14 protein-coding genes are annotated in these 14,493 nt (G+C 70.8%); 9 read left to right on the top strand and 5 right to left on the bottom strand.

The window, feature by feature from the left end; all coding sequences use genetic code 11:
* The first annotated feature begins 79 nt into the window (after positions 1-79).
* From AB0300_RS10540 to AB0300_RS10530, 3 genes are read left to right on the top strand one after another with little or no spacing between them, the layout of a single operon-like run.
* Positions 80-2,017 carry a DUF6541 family protein gene (locus AB0300_RS10540; protein WP_366215957.1) on the top strand — a complete coding sequence of 646 codons (1,938 nt, stop codon included), beginning with the start codon at positions 80-82 and terminating at the stop codon, positions 2,015-2,017.
* A gap of 16 nt (positions 2,018-2,033) precedes the next feature.
* Positions 2,034-2,774, top strand: coding sequence for a glycosyltransferase family 2 protein (locus AB0300_RS10535; protein ID WP_062766473.1), 741 nt, complete (start codon positions 2,034-2,036; stop codon positions 2,772-2,774).
* The gene (locus AB0300_RS10530) at positions 2,771-3,154 is read left to right on the top strand and encodes a DUF2304 domain-containing protein (protein WP_025103016.1); all 384 of its coding nucleotides are present in this window, start codon (positions 2,771-2,773) and stop codon (positions 3,152-3,154) included. The genes AB0300_RS10535 and AB0300_RS10530 overlap by 4 nt, the downstream gene beginning before the upstream one ends.
* A gap of 9 nt (positions 3,155-3,163) precedes the next feature.
* Here the strand turns inward: AB0300_RS10530 and AB0300_RS10525 are convergent, their stop codons facing one another.
* On the bottom strand, positions 3,164-4,180 hold the full coding sequence (locus tag AB0300_RS10525) for a glycosyltransferase (RefSeq protein WP_338565773.1): 1,017 nt from the start codon (positions 4,178-4,180) through the stop codon (positions 3,164-3,166).
* 102 nt (positions 4,181-4,282) lie between these two features.
* On the opposite strand from AB0300_RS10525, the gene AB0300_RS10520 reads away from it, so the two are divergent.
* The 3 genes from AB0300_RS10520 to AB0300_RS10510 are packed head-to-tail and all read left to right on the top strand — an operon-like array spanning position 4,283 to position 7,190.
* A complete protein-coding gene (locus AB0300_RS10520) occupies positions 4,283-5,233 on the top strand; it encodes a glycosyltransferase (RefSeq protein ID WP_249521530.1) in 951 nt (316 codons plus the stop codon).
* Positions 5,197-6,459 (top strand): hypothetical protein, encoded by a 1,263-nt coding sequence (locus tag AB0300_RS10515; protein WP_249521531.1) that lies wholly within the window; start codon positions 5,197-5,199, stop codon positions 6,457-6,459. Before AB0300_RS10520 ends, AB0300_RS10515 begins: the two co-directional genes overlap by 37 nt.
* Positions 6,456-7,190, top strand: coding sequence for a glycosyltransferase family 2 protein (locus tag AB0300_RS10510; RefSeq protein ID WP_249521532.1), 735 nt, complete (start codon positions 6,456-6,458; stop codon positions 7,188-7,190). Before AB0300_RS10515 ends, AB0300_RS10510 begins: the two co-directional genes overlap by 4 nt.
* On the opposite strand, the gene AB0300_RS10505 is transcribed toward AB0300_RS10510, so the two are convergent.
* Positions 7,191-8,063 (bottom strand): glycosyltransferase, encoded by an 873-nt coding sequence (locus AB0300_RS10505; RefSeq protein WP_366215956.1) that lies wholly within the window; start codon positions 8,061-8,063, stop codon positions 7,191-7,193.
* 167 nt (positions 8,064-8,230) lie between these two features.
* Here AB0300_RS10505 and glf point away from each other — a divergent pair, with 167 nt between their 5' ends.
* Genes glf through AB0300_RS10490 form a run of 3 tightly spaced genes read left to right on the top strand, consistent with a single transcriptional unit; the run spans position 8,231 to position 10,929 of the window.
* Positions 8,231-9,367: a UDP-galactopyranose mutase gene (glf, locus tag AB0300_RS10500; protein ID WP_366215955.1), complete on the top strand. Its 1,137-nt coding sequence runs from the start codon at positions 8,231-8,233 to the stop codon at positions 9,365-9,367.
* A 9-nt stretch (positions 9,368-9,376) separates the two neighbouring features.
* Entirely contained in the window at positions 9,377-10,195 is an 819-nt protein-coding gene (locus AB0300_RS10495) for an ABC transporter permease (protein ID WP_366215954.1), read from the top strand.
* Positions 10,195-10,929 (top strand): ABC transporter ATP-binding protein, encoded by a 735-nt coding sequence (locus tag AB0300_RS10490; protein ID WP_025103024.1) that lies wholly within the window; start codon positions 10,195-10,197, stop codon positions 10,927-10,929. The genes AB0300_RS10495 and AB0300_RS10490 overlap by 1 nt, the downstream gene beginning before the upstream one ends.
* 33 nt (positions 10,930-10,962) lie before the next feature.
* Here AB0300_RS10490 and AB0300_RS10485 read toward each other — a convergent pair whose 3' ends face one another.
* From AB0300_RS10485 to AB0300_RS10475, 3 genes are read right to left on the bottom strand one after another with little or no spacing between them, the layout of a single operon-like run.
* Positions 10,963-11,568, bottom strand: a complete 606-nt coding sequence (locus tag AB0300_RS10485) for a hypothetical protein (RefSeq protein WP_303708240.1) — start codon at positions 11,566-11,568, stop codon at positions 10,963-10,965.
* A gap of 1 nt (position 11,569) precedes the next feature.
* Positions 11,570-12,532: a glycosyltransferase gene (locus tag AB0300_RS10480; RefSeq protein ID WP_025103026.1), complete on the bottom strand. Its 963-nt coding sequence runs from the start codon at positions 12,530-12,532 to the stop codon at positions 11,570-11,572.
* On the bottom strand, positions 12,529-14,439 hold the full coding sequence (locus tag AB0300_RS10475) for a glycosyltransferase (protein WP_249521537.1): 1,911 nt from the start codon (positions 14,437-14,439) through the stop codon (positions 12,529-12,531). Before AB0300_RS10475 ends, AB0300_RS10480 begins: the two co-directional genes overlap by 4 nt.
* Positions 14,440-14,493: the final 54 nt, after the last annotated feature.

Here is a 14,493-nt window from a genome sequence, read left to right as displayed (position 1 = left end):
GCCCGGTCCTGGTCCACGCAGGGGATCACCATGGCCGCGGGATATCCTGATCCGGTCGTCCGCGAGAGATCTGGAACTAATGGGAATGCTCGAACTGCTGTGGCCTGCCGTCGTCCTCCTCGCGGTGTACGCGGTTCTCGGAGGGTCGCTCGCCTGGGTGATCGGGCTCCGGGGGCTCTGGGCCGTCGCCGCGGCCCCCGCCTTCGCGACGACGGTGATCGGCGGCGCGAGCGTCGTCGCCGGATGGCTCGGTCTCGGGTGGTCGATCCTTCCGAGCCTCGTCCTGGCGGTCGTGATCGGCGCCGGTGTGCTGCTCGTGCGACGCAGGACGACGACGCGCCCGGTGGCGCCGCGCTCCTTCTCACCGTGGTGGACGGTGCTCGCCCTGGTCCTCGCCGCGATCGTGATCGGCGGGCAGACACTCTCTGTGATCGGAGCGCCGACGGCGATCTCCCAGACGTTCGACAACGTCTTCCACCTCAACGCGATCCGCTACATCCTCGACACCGGCGCCGCCTCGCCCCTCGAACTCGGCCAGATGACGAGCCCCAACGGCGGCGTGCCGTTCTACCCGTCGGTCTGGCACGCCACCGCCGCCATCGTCGTCCAGCTGAGCGGCGCGAGCATCCCCGCCGTGGTCAATGCGCAGACGCTCGTGATCGCCGCGGTGCTGTGGCCGCTCGGCGCCGTGCTGCTCTCCCGGGTGCTCGCCGGGGCCACCGCGGCTGTCACGGTCAGCGCGGCGCTCGTCAGCGCGTCGGTGCCGATGTTCCCGCTGCTCCCGATGGACTACGGCGTGCTCTACCCGTTCCAGCTCGCGCTCGCGCTCGCCCCGGTCGCGCTCGCCGCGACCGCCTCCCTGCTCGGGATCGGGGCGACCGCCGGGGAGCGGGCGCCGGGCTGGTGGGGCTTCGTCCTCCTGGGCGCCATCCCCGGGGTCGCCCTCGCACATCCCGGCGGGTTCGTCGCGTGGCTGGCACTGTCCGTCCCGATGGTCGGTGTCTTCGCCGTCCGCTTCTGGCGCGGACACCCCGCGGGTCGGGCACGCATCGGGCTGGTGGTCGGGGTGCTCGCGTACCTCGGCCTGGGGCTGCTGCTGCTCAAGATCCTCCGCCCGCCGCTGCCCACGCGCCTGTGGCCGACCGCGCTCAGCCCGGCCGAGGCCGTGCAGGAGGTGGCGCAGGTGTCAATGTTCTACGGCACGGTGTCGATCGGCGTCGCCCTCGCGATCCTGCTCGGTCTGGCATGGGCCGTCCGGGAGCGCACCGGGTCGGTCTTCGTGACGGTGGCGTCGTGGATCATCGGCGCCGCCCTGTTCGTGATCGTGATCGCCTCGCCGTTCGGCACGCTCCGCGACGCGCTCACCGGGAGCTGGTACAACAACTGGCCGCGGCTCGCCGCCGTCTTCGGCGTGGCGCTCGTTCCGCTCGCGGCGTTCGGTGTCGCGCGCACCGTCGAGGCGGTGGCACGACGCTGGGCGGCGGCGCGCCCCGAGGCCGTGAGGGCCCGCACGCTCACGGGCGCGGCCCTGGCGGTCGTGGGCGCCGTCCTGCTGCCGTTGCCCGCCCTGCCGCACGCCGTGGAGCAGGCGCACGGACGGTTCGCGCTGGACGACGACTCCGCACTGGTGAGCGCCGATGAGATGGCGCTGCTCGAACGACTCCCCGCCCACGTGCCGGCGGGGGAGAAGATCGCGGGGAACCCCTACACGGGCACCGCGCTGGCCTATGCGATCGGCGGCCGCGAGGTGCTCATGCCGCACATCCTCGTGGACGTCTCCGAGGACGCCCAGACGGTGAACGACCATCTCGTCGACGCCGAGACGCAGCCCGACGTGTGCGATGCCCTCCGCGAGACCGGCGTCGGCTTCGTGCTGGACTTCGGCGACCGGGAGGTGCACAACGGCTCGCATCCGCTCCCGGGTCTGGAGGAGCTGGAGGATTCCGGGGTGGTGCGTCTGGTCGACAGCGAAGGCGATGCCAGACTGTACGAAGTGACCGCGTGCGGTCTGGGCTGAACTCGGAGATCCTGACATGACCGACAAGACACGTGCGAACCGTGTCCTCGTCCTCGTGCCCGCGTGGAACGAGGAGCACAACGTCGGGACGACCGTCCGCGAGATCCGCGCCGCGTCGTCGCGCTACGACGTCGTCGTGATCGACGACGGGTCCACCGACGCCACCGCCGCGGCGGCACGGGAGGCCGGCGCCGCCGTCCTGTCGCTCCCGTTCAACCTGGGCGTGGGCGGGGCCATGCGCACCGGGTTCACCTATGCGGCGCGCGAAGGGTACGCCGCGGCGATCCAGGTGGACGCGGACGGGCAGCACGACCCGGGCGACATCGAGCGGGTGCTCGGCGGCCTCGAGAAGGCGGACATCTCGATCGGTGCGCGCTTCTCCGACGTCGGCGACTACTCCGTCCGCGGGCCGCGCCGGTGGGCGATGGTCTTCCTCGCCTCGGTGGTCTCGCGGATCGCGAAGACCCGGCTCACGGACGTGACGAGCGGATTCCGCGCCGCCAACGCGCGGGCCATCGACCAGTACGTCCGGTACTACCCCGCGGAGTACCTCGGCGACACGCTCGACTCCCTGGTCGCGGCGCTGCACTCCGGCCTCACGGTGACTCAGGTCGGTGTCGCGATGCGCCCTCGCGCCCACGGCACCCCCAGCCAGGGTCCGCTCGGCTCCACCGTCTACCTGCTCAGGTCGGTGTTCGCCCTGCTGCTGGCCGCGATGCGACGCACCGGCTCGCGGAAGGGAGAACCGCGCGCATGATCGTCCTCGTCGGCATCGCCCTCGCCGTCCTCATCCTCGTCATCGTCCTCTGGATGCTGCTCACGCGACGGCTCCGCGAGAAGTACGCCGTGCTGTGGCTCATCATCGCCGTCTCGGTGCTCATCGTCGGGCTCTTCCCGGGGCTCCTGGCCGGTCTCACGGCGTTCCTCGGCGTGCAGGTGCCGTCGAACCTGCTCTTCGCGACGGCGATCCTGCTGCTACTCGGGGTCGCGCTGCACCTGTCCTGGGAGCTCAGCCAGGTCGAGGAGGAGACCCGCCGTCTCGCAGAGGAGTCGGCGATCCTGCGCACTCAGCTGGAGCGGCTGGAGCAGCGCACCGCCGGCCTCGAGGAGCGCAGCGCGCCGGGAGAGCGCGACTGAGCTCCGCCGTCAGACGCCGGTCGCGTCGACGGCACGACGGACGGCGCGGCGCCCGCCGCTGACCGCTCCGCACAGCCAGCTCGCGCGATACTCGAGCGCGAAGCGCGCCGGCACGATGCCACGCCGCCGCGCCACCCGGAGCAGGGCGGATGCCGCGCGGAACCGACGGTCGTCGCCGAAGATCCGGTCACGACGGGCGTCGACGCGGGACGCCGGGATCCGTCGATCGAGCGAGTCGACCAGCAGCTGTCGCCAGCCCACATAGGTCCAGAAGGTCATCCGGGCGATCGCCCGCGGGGAGCGGGAGCCCTCGTAGCGCTCCGCCTGGTCGCGGATGTTGCGCACCGACTGGCGGATGCTGCCGCCGCCGAGCCGGCTCGGGTCGCCGAAGACGTTGGCGTCGTGCTGCACATAGTCCTGTACGACGTCGTCGACGATGCGCGTGCCCCGGTGGGCCGCCGCGACGACCGCGAGCCAGTGGTCGTGGGTCGCGACCCTCGTCGAGGCGCGGGGGAAGGGGAGGGCGGTCGCCAGCAGCTCCGGGGCGAAGAGGCACAGCGAGCCGGTGAACTCGTTGGAGAGGAGGGTGAAGAGTGATCCGTGATCCTGCCGGGCGGTGCGCCCCGTCTCCTTCTCGGAGGGATACGAGACGATCCGCGCCTGGGCGGAGACGAGCGAGACCTCGTCGAGGTGGGGGAGCAGACGCTCGACCTTGTCGGCGTCCCAGCGATCGTCCTGGTCGCAGAGCGCGATCCACGTGCTGCGCTCGGAGACGGCGAGGAGGCCGCGCTCGAAGTTCAGGTAGAAGCCCAGCCGCGATCCGTCGCCGACGATCCGGAAGCGACCGTCCCCTTCGGTGATCTCCTCGACCAGGGCGGCGACGGGCGCGGGATCGCCGTCCACCGAGATCACGCATTCCCAGTTCTCCACGGTCTGTGCCCGCAGGGAGGCGAGCTGACGACGGAAGAGCTCCGGATCGGGGGAGTAGGCGGCCAGCACGATGGTGCCGAACGGGGAGGTCGACACGAGAGGGCCTTCCGGGTCTGCGGGGTCGATCAGCGAATGAGGCTAGTCTAAAGGCGCCATGCTGGAGTCTCTGCTTTCCGTCCCCCGTCCGGTGCGCCTCGGATGAGCGCCTCGCGTGTCTGGGCCGTCTTCTCGACCTTCCGGCCCGGTGAATCCGCGAGAGAGGCGGTCGCCTCGGTCGCCCCGCAGGTCGACGGCGTGATCGTCGTCGACGACGGCTCCGGCCCGACGGCCGACCCCGTGCTGTCGGCGCTCGCCGCGGACGGCGCCACGGTGGTGCGACGCCCCGCCAACGACGGCATCGCCGCGGCGCTGAACGACGGCATCGCCAGGGCGCAGGAGGCGGGCGCCGGGTTCGTGCTGACGTTCGACCAGGACTCGCACATCGAGCCGGGCTTCGTGGCCGCGCTGCTCGCGGCCCACGACGCCGCGACGGCGGCGGGCGCCCGCGTCGGCGTCGTCGTCCCGGAGTTCTTCGCCGGGGTGCGGCAGCAGCGCGGGCCCGAGGCGCCCTACGGCGACGCCGCCAACGTGATCCAGTCCGGGATGCTCCTCCCCGTGCCGGTGGTCGAGGCCGTCGGAGCGCTGCGCGAGGACTTCTTCATCGATCTCGTCGACACGGAGTTCGAGCTCCGGCTGCGCCGCCGCGGATGGCGGGTCCTCGCCGCCGGCGGCGTGCGGATGGAGCACGCCCTCGGGACGAAGTACCGCCGTGAGCTGTGGGGACGCACGGTGCGGCTGCCCGGCATCCCGCCCGAGATCACCCTGAGCACCCCCTTCCGCTACTTCTACCGACTCCGGAACCGGATCGTGCTCAACCGCGAGTACCTCCTCGTGGCTCCCCGCCAGATCATCCGGGACTCCCTCCTCGACGGCATCCACTTCGTCAACGCCGTCTGGGTCGCGCAGCCGCGACGCGCGCTCCTGCGCGTGTACCGCGCCGCGGTCGTCGCCGCGGTCCGGGGACGGATGGGCCGGATGCCCGCGGCGCTCGCCCCCGTCGCCGCCGAGATCCGGTGGACGGCACCCGTCATCGCGCCGGAGCCGGTGTGAGCGGCGCCGTGCGCTCCGCGGCGGGCCGCCTGAGCGGGTTCACCGTCTCGGTCGGCGTCGTCACCCTCATCGGCATCATCTCGATCCCCCTCCTCACGGCCTCTCTCGGCAAGACCACCTGGGGCACCCTCGCGCTCATCCAGACGGTGTCGCAGTTCGGCGGGATCCTCGTGGCCTTCGGCTGGGGCGCGACCGGCGCCGCGACCGTCGCGGGCATCCCGATCGAGGGCCGGCAGGCCTTCTACCGCACGTCCCTCCGCGCGCGAGCCCTGCTCTATCTGCTCGTGTTCCCGGTGATCGCGGTCATCCTCGCCCTGCTCATCCGCGGCGACGTCCTCGTCTCCGTGCTCGGCGCCGCGGTGTACCTGCTGCCGAACCTCGGGGCGGCGTGGTACTTCACGGGGGAGGGCAAACCCCTGCGGCTGCTCCTCTGCGACACGCTGCCGACCGTCCTCGGGGCCGTCGTCGGAATCGTCGGCGCCGTCCTGACCGGCGAGCTGTGGGTGTATCTGGTCGCCCAGGGACTCGGCTTCGTCGGCGCCGTCGTGATCGACGCGGTGACCGTCCTCCGTGGCTCGTCGGCATCCCCGCACCCGCGGGTGCCGCTGCGGGTGGTGCTCGGCGGACAGCGCCATGCCGTCTCCGCCACGCTCGTCAGCGGTCTCTACGTGACCCTGCCGATGGTCGCCGTGCAGGCGTTCCTCCCCGCGCTGCAGCCGATGTACGCCGTCGCCGACCGTCTGTTCAAGTACGCCTCGATCGCCCTGCTGCCCATCCAGCAGTTCTTCCAGGGATGGGTGCCCGACCCGGAGGCCGACTACCGGCACCGGGCGCGGATCGCCGCCGGCGCCGCCGTCGTCATCGGGATCATCGGCGGCGCGTGCATCGCGGTGCTGAGCCCGTGGGCGTCGACGATCCTCTCCGTCGGCGCGATCACCGTCCCCTGGGAGGTGTCGCTGCCGCTCGGCATCGCCTTCATCGGCATCGCCACGGCGGCCATCGTCGGCTACGCCTGCCTGGTCGTCGTCGGCCGGGTGCGCGCGCTGGCCGTCTCGACGCTCATCGGCGCGCTCGTCGGGGCTCCGCTCATCCTCCTCTTCGCCGCGGCCGGATCCGTGCCGGCGGTGGCGTGGGCGGTGGCGGTGTCGGAGCTGTGCGTCGCGGGGTATCAGGTGCTCGTGCTCCGTGCCGAGCTGCGCAGACCAGCGAAGGAGGCCGCGTCGTGAGTGCGATCCGGGTGAGCGTGTGCATGGCCACGTACAACGGCGAGCGGTACCTCGCACCGCAGCTCGAGTCGATCCTCGCGGAGCTGGAGCCCCAGGACGAGGTGGTCGTCGTGGACGACGCCTCGACCGACGGCACGGTCGCCGTGCTGGAGGGCTTCGACGATCCGCGCATCCGGGTGCATGCGCGGGGAGACAATCGCGGGTACGTCCGCACCTTCGAGGAGGCGCTGGGCCGGGCCACGGGCGACGTCGTGATGCTGTCCGATCAGGACGACGTCTGGATCCCCGGTCGGCGCGCCCTGTTCCTCGCCGCGCTCGAGGACTCCGCGGTCGCGGCGTCCAATCTGGTGCTGCTCGGCTCCGACGATCCGCTCCCGAACCCGATCACCCGCCGGCCCTGGCGGCTGCGGGCGACATGGTCGCGGCAGGGCGTGCGCAACGCGCTGCGGATCCTCGCCGGGATGGCGCCGTACTACGGCTGCGCCATGGCCGTCCGCCGCGACGCCCTCGACCGGGTCCTGCCGTTCCCGCCGTACCTCGACGAGAGCCACGATCTCTGGATCGCGCTCGTCGGCAACGCGCACCGCACGATGACGCACATCGAGGCCCCGACGATCCGGCGGCGGATCCACGATGCGAACGCCTCCCCGTCCCGGCCCCGCGGGATCGGGGCGGTGCTCCGCGCCCGCGTGATGCTGCTGCGGGCGTGGGGGTCGGCCGTCCGGCGCTGATCAGCGCAGGATGTGCGCCCAGAGGGCGCGGCGGCCCTCGGCGTCCCCGCGTCGCATGACGGTCGGCACCGTCGTCAGGGCATGCAGGCGCGCGAACACGCGGGCCCGGGCCGCGCGGGCGGTCGTCGTCCAGCCGCGCTCGTCGGCCCGTCGCGCCGTCTCCAGGAAGAACCGGCGGTCGTCCCGGAAGCGGGAACCGTCGAGGATGGCCTTCTGCGACGCGCTCTCGGTGTGCCGTCGGTAGGCGAAGACCTCGTCGTCGATCACGACGAGCGATCCGCCCGCGAAGACGATGTCGAGGACGATCGCCAGATCCAGGACGATGGGCAGGTCGTCGCGGAAGTCGTGCGCACGGATGGCGTCGGTCCGAAAAACGAGCGACGGCCAGTAGAGCCAGTTGCCCCGCACCAGGCTCGTCGCGAGCCGTTCCCCGCTCAGCTCGACGTCACCGGCACGGGTGTCCGGTCGCAGCATCCGCTGCTTCACCCGGTCGACGAGCGGCAGCGACGGCGCGCCGTTCTCGTCGATCACCTGAACGCCCGGCTGGACCACGGCGGCGTCCGGATGGCGGGCGATGGCGGCGCGGACGGCGGCGACGTACCCCGGCAGCAGGAGGTCGTCGCTGCCCAGCACCACCAGATGGTCGGCCTCGGCCAGACGCACGCTCTCCCGGAAGTTCTCGATGATGCCGACGTTCTCGTCATGCCGCCGGTACCGGATCCGCGGGTCGTCGAGGCGGGCGAAGGCCTCCGCCACCGCGGGGTCCGGGTAGGCGTCGTCGATCACCGTGAGGCGCCAGTCGCCGTCGGTCTGCGCGCGGACGGACTCCACGGTCCGGCGCAGCAGCGTGGGGTCCCCCCAGAAGGGCAGCATGATATCTATCGTCATCGTCCCTTCAGCATACGAAGCCCGGCGCCGGCGGGGCGCCGCTGACCGGCGCCGCCCGTCGTCGCAGGTAGCATGGGAGGGCCAACGGCCGCCCCGCGACGGGCGGCCGCGACGGGTCCCCGGACGGGGCGCCAGACAGGAAAGAATCACGCATGGACCTCCTCATCGTCGGCTCCGGTTTCTTCGGCCTCACCATCGCCGAGCGCGCCGCGAACGCCGGCCGCAAGGTCACCGTCATCGACCGCCGCGCGCACATCGGCGGCAACGCCTACAGTGAGGCCGAGCCCGAGACCGGGATCGAGGTGCACCGCTACGGCGCCCACCTCTTCCACACGTCGAACGCCACGGTGTGGGAGTACGTCAACCGCTTCACGTCGTTCACGAACTACGTCCACCGCGTCTACACGACCCACAAGGGCGTCGTGTTCCCGATGCCGGTGAACCTCGGGACGATCAACCAGTTCTTCCAGGCGGCGTACACCCCCGACCAGGCCCGCGCGCTGGTCAGGGAACAGGCCGGCGAGTTCGACGTGAAGTCCGCGACGAACTTCGAGGAGAAGGGCATCGCCCTCGTCGGCCGCCCGCTGTTCGAGGCGTTCTTCCGCGACTACACCGCCAAGCAGTGGCAGACCGACCCGCAGAAGCTCTCCGGCGACATCATCAGCCGCCTGCCCGTGCGCTACACCTACGACAATCGGTACTTCAACGACACCTGGGAGGGCCTGCCCACCGACGGCTACACGGCGTGGCTGGAGCGCATGGCCGATCACCCGAACATCGAGGTGAAGCTGGGCGTGGACTACTTCGACGAGTCCCAGCCGCTGAGCAAGAGGGCCACCGGCGGCCAGGTACCCGTGGTGTACACGGGTCCCGTCGACCGCTACTTCGACTACGCCGAGGGAGCCCTGAGCTGGCGCACGCTCGACTTCGAGCAGGAGGTGCTCGACGTCCGCGACTTCCAGGGCACCAGCGTCATGAACTACCCCGACATGGACGTGCCGTACACGCGGATCCACGAGTTCAAGCACTTCCACCCGGAGCGCAAGGACGTCTACGAGTCCGACAAGACCGTCATCATGCGGGAGTTCTCGCGTTTCGCCGAGCGCGGCGACGAGCCGTACTACCCCGTGAACACCCCGACCGACCGCGAGGGCCTGCTGGCCTACCGTGAGCTCGCGAAGGGGGAGAAGGACGTGCACTTCGGCGGCCGCCTGGGAACGTACCAGTACCTCGACATGCACATGGCCATCGGGTCGGCGCTGTCGCTCTGGAACAACACCCTCTCCTAGACTCGGATCGTGGGTCACGCTGCTGTCGGGGCGCCCGGGACGCCCCGGCGCTATCTGCATTCGCTGTGGCTGCTGTCCGCCCGCGACCTCAAGGTCCGGTACGCGACGAGCTTCCTCGGCTACCTGTGGTCGGTGCTCGACCCGCTCGTGATGAGTGCCATCTACTGGTTCGTCTTCACGCAGGTGTTCCGGCGCGATGTCGGCGAGGAGCCGTACATCATCTTCCTCATCAGCGCTCTGCTGCCCTGGGTGTGGTTCAACAGCTCCGTGTCCGACTTCACACGCGCGTTCAAGAAGGATGCCCGCCTCGTCCGCTCCACGGCGATCCCACGATCCATCTGGGTCAACCGGATCGTGCTCAGCAAGGGGATGGAGTACCTCTTCTCCCTTCCGGTGCTGGCGCTGTTCATCGTCGCGAACCTGATCCTCGAACGCGACCCCGGACAGGTCGTGCAGATCGGCTGGGGCATGCTGTGGCTGCCCGTCGCGATCCTCCTGCAGACGGTGCTGCTGGTGGGGCTCGGACTGCTCGTGGCGCCGCTGTGCGTGCTCTACACCGATCTCGAGCGCACCACCGCCCTCATCCTGCGGGCCATGTTCTACGCGACCCCGATCATCTACAACGTCACGGACCTCCCCGGGATCTTCCAGACCCTCGGCGCGTTCAATCCCCTCGCGGGGATCTTCATGCTGTACCGCATGCCGTTCTTCCCCGACCAGTGGAACCCGTTCACCCTCGCCGTCAGCGTCGCGATGTGCCTGCTGATCCTCGCGTTGGGCGTCTGGGCGTTCCGGCGTCTCGAGCGCCCCGTGCTGAAGGAGCTGTGATGGACGCCGCGATCGATGTCCAGGGTCTCGGCGTCCGCTTCCGGCGCAACCGGCGCGGGCGGCGGAGCTTCAAGGATCTCTTCGGCGGCGCCTCCCGCCGGTCGCGCCCCGGCGAGTTCTGGGCGCTCCGCGACGTCTCGTTCACCGTGCAGCCGGGGGAGTCGATCGGCGTCGTCGGACGGAACGGACAGGGCAAGTCGACGCTGCTGCGCCTCGTCGCCGGCGTCCTGCTTCCGGACGAGGGGCGCGTGCGGGTCAACGGTGGCGTCGCACCCCTCATCGAGATCACCGGCGGCTTCGTCGGCGACCTGACGGTGCGGGAGAACGTCCGGCTCACGGCAGGGCTGCACGGCATGGCCAAGGACGAGATCGCGCGCCGCTACGACGACATCATCGGCTTCGCGGAGCTCGCCGGGTTCGAGGAGACGCCCTACAAGCACCTCTCCAACGGGATGAAGGTACGGCTGGCGTTCTCCGTCGTCTCCCAGCTCGACGAGCCGATCCTGCTCGTCGACGAGGTGTTGGCGGTGGGCGACAAGGCGTTCAGGGAGAAGTGCTACAAGCGCATCGACGAGCTGCTCTCCGACGGCCGGACCCTGTTCTTCGTGAGCCACAACGAGCGCGACCTCCGGCGCTTCTGCACTCGCGGTCTCTACCTCGACCGCGGCACGCTCGCGCTGGACGCGCCGATCGCCGAGGTGCTGGACCGCTACAACGCCGACTACGCCGTCTGACCGACCCCGCGGCGCGGGCGGACGGGGGCGACGTCAGAACCCGGCGACGCTGCGCAGCTCGGCGACCGCGGACCGGGCGCTGTCGAGGGCACCGGAGATGCCGGAACCGCTCTCGAGCGCCGTCCGAAGGGCGGTGAGGCGCTCCGCGTAGGTCTCGACCCCGGAGCGCCAGGCGTCCTGGATGGATGACGGGGGGACCGCATCGCCCAACCGCTGGGCGTCCTCCTGGAGGGAGTCCACGACGGGGAGGGCGTCCTGGTTCCGGTTCTCGTCCACGATGTCGAGGCCGCGCTCGGCGGCGGTCAGCCACCCGCCGACCTTGTCCCGGAAGACCTCGAGAGAGGGGTCGCCGACGGGCGGAGGCGTGGTGATGGGCGTGGGTTCCGGCGTAGCGGCTCCCGACGGCGCGGTCGGGGACGACGGCGCCGTCGTCGGGGTCGACGAGGCGGTGGCGGACGGCGAGGGGCTCGCGCTCGCGCCGGGCGCCGGGGCGCCGTCACGGGGGAGGAGGAAGAAGAGCAGCAGCCCGACGATCGCGAGGGCCGCGACCGCGAGGCCGACGATCAGCCAGATGCGTCCGCGGTTCCGGGGGCGCGGCGGAAGCGGCGCCCACCGCACCTCGGGTTGCGGCTCCACCATCTCAGGCCTCCAGGGGGCTCATCGGCTGCCACGAGCGGTCGCGGCCGATGCGGCCGCCGTCGCGGAGTCCGCGGAACAGATTGCTCGTGCCGCGCACCGTGCGCTCGACGAAGACGAGACGGATCAGTTCCTTGAAGAACGTGGCGGTCGTCCCGAGCCCGAAGAGCACCGGGTTGTACACGCCGTGCACCCGGTAGTACTGCTTGATGAAGCCGCGGTTGCGCATGATGTAGTAGCGGTACGCGTTGCTGGACGCGTTCATGTGGCGGATGCCCATGTCCCACTGCCGGATCTCGCGGGTGCGGCGCAGCACGAACTCGTCCACGATGACCGCGGTGGTCAGGCGCGAGGCGAGCCAGCCGTACATCTGGTCGTCCCAGTAGATGAAGAAGCGCGGGTCCGGGAGCCCGATCCGCTGCACGATCGAGCGGTGGATGAACATCCCCTCGAAGCAGCCGCTGTTCATCTCCTTGTAGCCGGAGGAGTCGAATCCCGCCGGGGCGAAGGGGATCGGGATGCCCATGCGCTCCGCGATGCGGTACTGCCAGTAGAACTCGCTGCCGTCGTAGTCGTAGCGCCGCCCCTGGATGCTCTTGAACCGGGGAGCCCAGGCGCCCATCCGGGCGAGACCGTCGGGGAGCACCTCCACGTCGTCGTCCATCATCCAGATCCACTCGGCGCCGAGGTCGTACGCCGTGCGCATGCCTTCGCTGAAGCCGCCGGAGCCGCCGGTGTTGGTGTCGAGCCGGCGATAGACCAGCTCCGTGCCGATGTCGTCCCGGAACGACTCCACGACATCCGTGGTGTCGTCGGAGGAGGCGTTGTCGACCACGATGACGCGGCCCGGCTTCGGATCCATCGCGGTGATGCTCGTCAGGAGTCCCGAGAGCAGGTGCGAGCGGTTGAAGGTGACGATGACGATCGCCGCGCTCGCGGGGTCGAACACGGGGGACTCGACGGTCATGCCTTCTCCTCGAAGATCTGCTGCCAGGACGCGGGCGAGACGAGCTCGGGCAGTGCCTCCCGATACTGCCGCTGGAGCTCCGGCCACCGCCGGCGCAGCTCGGCGTGCAGGCGCATGGTCTCCCGCAGCATCCTGCGGTACTTGGCGCGGTCGCGCGTGTAGATGTTCTTCCCCGAGCCGTCGGCGGCGCTGACCAGCGCGCTGTCGAAGTGCGGCACACGCCACCAGTGGGCGTCCTCCTTGCCGAACTCCACCTGGGGCTGGGCGACGTTGGCGGGGTCGGGGCGGTGCATCCAGTGCGAGACGAGCGTCTTCAGCGTGAAGATGCGCAGCCGCATCCCGGTCGGGTTGTCGTACTGGTTGCGCCCCAGCCGCTGGAAGACCTGGCGCCCGTGGCGGGAGTGCAGGACCCGGGCGGGATCGCGGTGGACCACGGTCTCCGGGTACTCGGCGGCCAGAGCCCGTGCGGCCGGCATCGCGGTGGCCAGGTTCCGGCGCATGTGGTCGGGGCCGGACAGCACGTCCCGCAGTGCTCTCGCGCGCAGGGCCACGGGGTAGTACTGCATCATCATGAGGTGCTTGAGGTCCACCCGGCGGCTGTGCACGAGCAGGCGGCCGCCGCGGGGAGCGTTCGAGTGGAGCAGGCCGGCGACGAGGCGGTTGCGGGCGTGGAAGTAGGCCTGCCAGTCGATGGAGTCGTCCTTGTTCACCCACGACACGTGCCAGAGGGCGACTCCGGGCATCGACACCGTCGCGAAGCCCGCTTCGCCGGCGCGCAGGCAGAACTCCGCGTCGTCCCACTTGATGAATGCGGGGAGCGACAGCCCGACCTTCCGGACGGCGTCGAGCGGGATCAGGCACATCCACCAGCCGTTGTAGTCGGCGTCCATGCGCATGTGCAGGAGAGGGGACTGCCGCAGATTGGCCGCCCCGAAGTCGTGCGGCATCTTCTCCTGGTAGAGGTTGCGCCACATGAACGGCTCTTCGTCGACGACCTCGGCCCAGCCGTGCAGCTTGGGGCGGTCGAGGAGGTCGAACATGTGCCCGCCGACGAGGACCGGCGTGGTCGCGAACTGCCCGAAGACGATGGAACGGCGCAGGGACTCCGGCTCGATGCGCACGTCGTCGTCGAGCAGCTGGACGAAGTCGCTCTCCGGCCGCTGGAGCGACTCGTGCATGGCGCGGGCGAAGCCGCCGGACCCGCCGAGGTTGCCCTGCCGGATGACCTGGAGGGTCTCGCCCAGCCGCTCGGCGACCTCGGCGTACCCGTCCTGATCCGCGACGAGCTGCGTGCCCTGGTCGACGAGGAAGATGCGGTCGACGAACTCGAGCGCGTCCGGCGACGCCGCGAGCGCCCGCAGCGTCTCGACGCAGTAGTCGGGCTTGTTGTAGGTCGTGATCCCGAGCGACGCCTTGCCGGTGCGGGCGGGCTCCTGCTCGGTGGTCCACTCGGCGCCCTCGAGGACGGCCGGCTTCTCGTCCGCGACGATGTCGAACCAGATCCAGCCGCCGTCGCTGTACTGGGTGAGGTCGAGGTCGAAGGAGGTCGTCGCCTCGCCGGTGACCTCGCGCGTGGCCACGCGCTGACGCACGCCCGAGCCGTTCGAGCGGTACACGAGGACCGTCGCCGGGCCGGTCGTGCGCACGGTGAGGCGGACCTCCCGGACGCTGGTCCAGTGCTGCCAGTAGGAGGCGGGGAAGGCGTTGAAGTAGGTGCCGAGCGAGACCCGGCGCCCGGCGACGATGCGGGCGCGGTGGCGGCCGAGGATGTTGCCGAGATGTGCGCGGCTGGAGACGCGGACCGGCTCGTCCTCGATCACGGACCACGTCTCGGGGTCGGCGTACAGCGGGAGCAGGTCGGGGTCGCGATCGAGCGGGAAGACGACGTTCTGAAGGACGTGGGCCACAGGGAGGTTCTCCGTTGTTGGTGCCGCAGCCGCTGCCGGAGGGCAGCGCGCGAC

The organism is Microbacterium sp. NPDC078814, assembly GCF_040702645.1.
GTDB lineage: Bacteria > Actinomycetota > Actinomycetes > Actinomycetales > Microbacteriaceae > Microbacterium.
This window is presented reverse-complemented; position numbering and strand designations above follow the sequence as displayed.

Coding starts and splice junctions, on each gene's coding strand:
- AB0300_RS10490 (WP_025103024.1), top strand. CDS start 10,195: ATGGACGCCGCGATCGATGTCCAGGGTCTCGGCGTCCGCTTCCGGCGC.
- AB0300_RS10485 (WP_303708240.1), bottom strand. CDS start 11,568: ATGGTGGAGCCGCAACCCGAGGTGCGGTGGGCGCCGCTTCCGCCGCGC.
- AB0300_RS10540 (WP_366215957.1), top strand. CDS start 80: ATGGGAATGCTCGAACTGCTGTGGCCTGCCGTCGTCCTCCTCGCGGTG.
- AB0300_RS10520 (WP_249521530.1), top strand. CDS start 4,283: ATGAGCGCCTCGCGTGTCTGGGCCGTCTTCTCGACCTTCCGGCCCGGT.
- AB0300_RS10505 (WP_366215956.1), bottom strand. CDS start 8,063: ATGCTGCCCTTCTGGGGGGACCCCACGCTGCTGCGCCGGACCGTGGAG.
- AB0300_RS10480 (WP_025103026.1), bottom strand. CDS start 12,532: ATGACCGTCGAGTCCCCCGTGTTCGACCCCGCGAGCGCGGCGATCGTC.
- AB0300_RS10530 (WP_025103016.1), top strand. CDS start 2,771: ATGATCGTCCTCGTCGGCATCGCCCTCGCCGTCCTCATCCTCGTCATC.
- AB0300_RS10535 (WP_062766473.1), top strand. CDS start 2,034: ATGACCGACAAGACACGTGCGAACCGTGTCCTCGTCCTCGTGCCCGCG.
- glf (WP_366215955.1), top strand. CDS start 8,231: ATGGACCTCCTCATCGTCGGCTCCGGTTTCTTCGGCCTCACCATCGCC.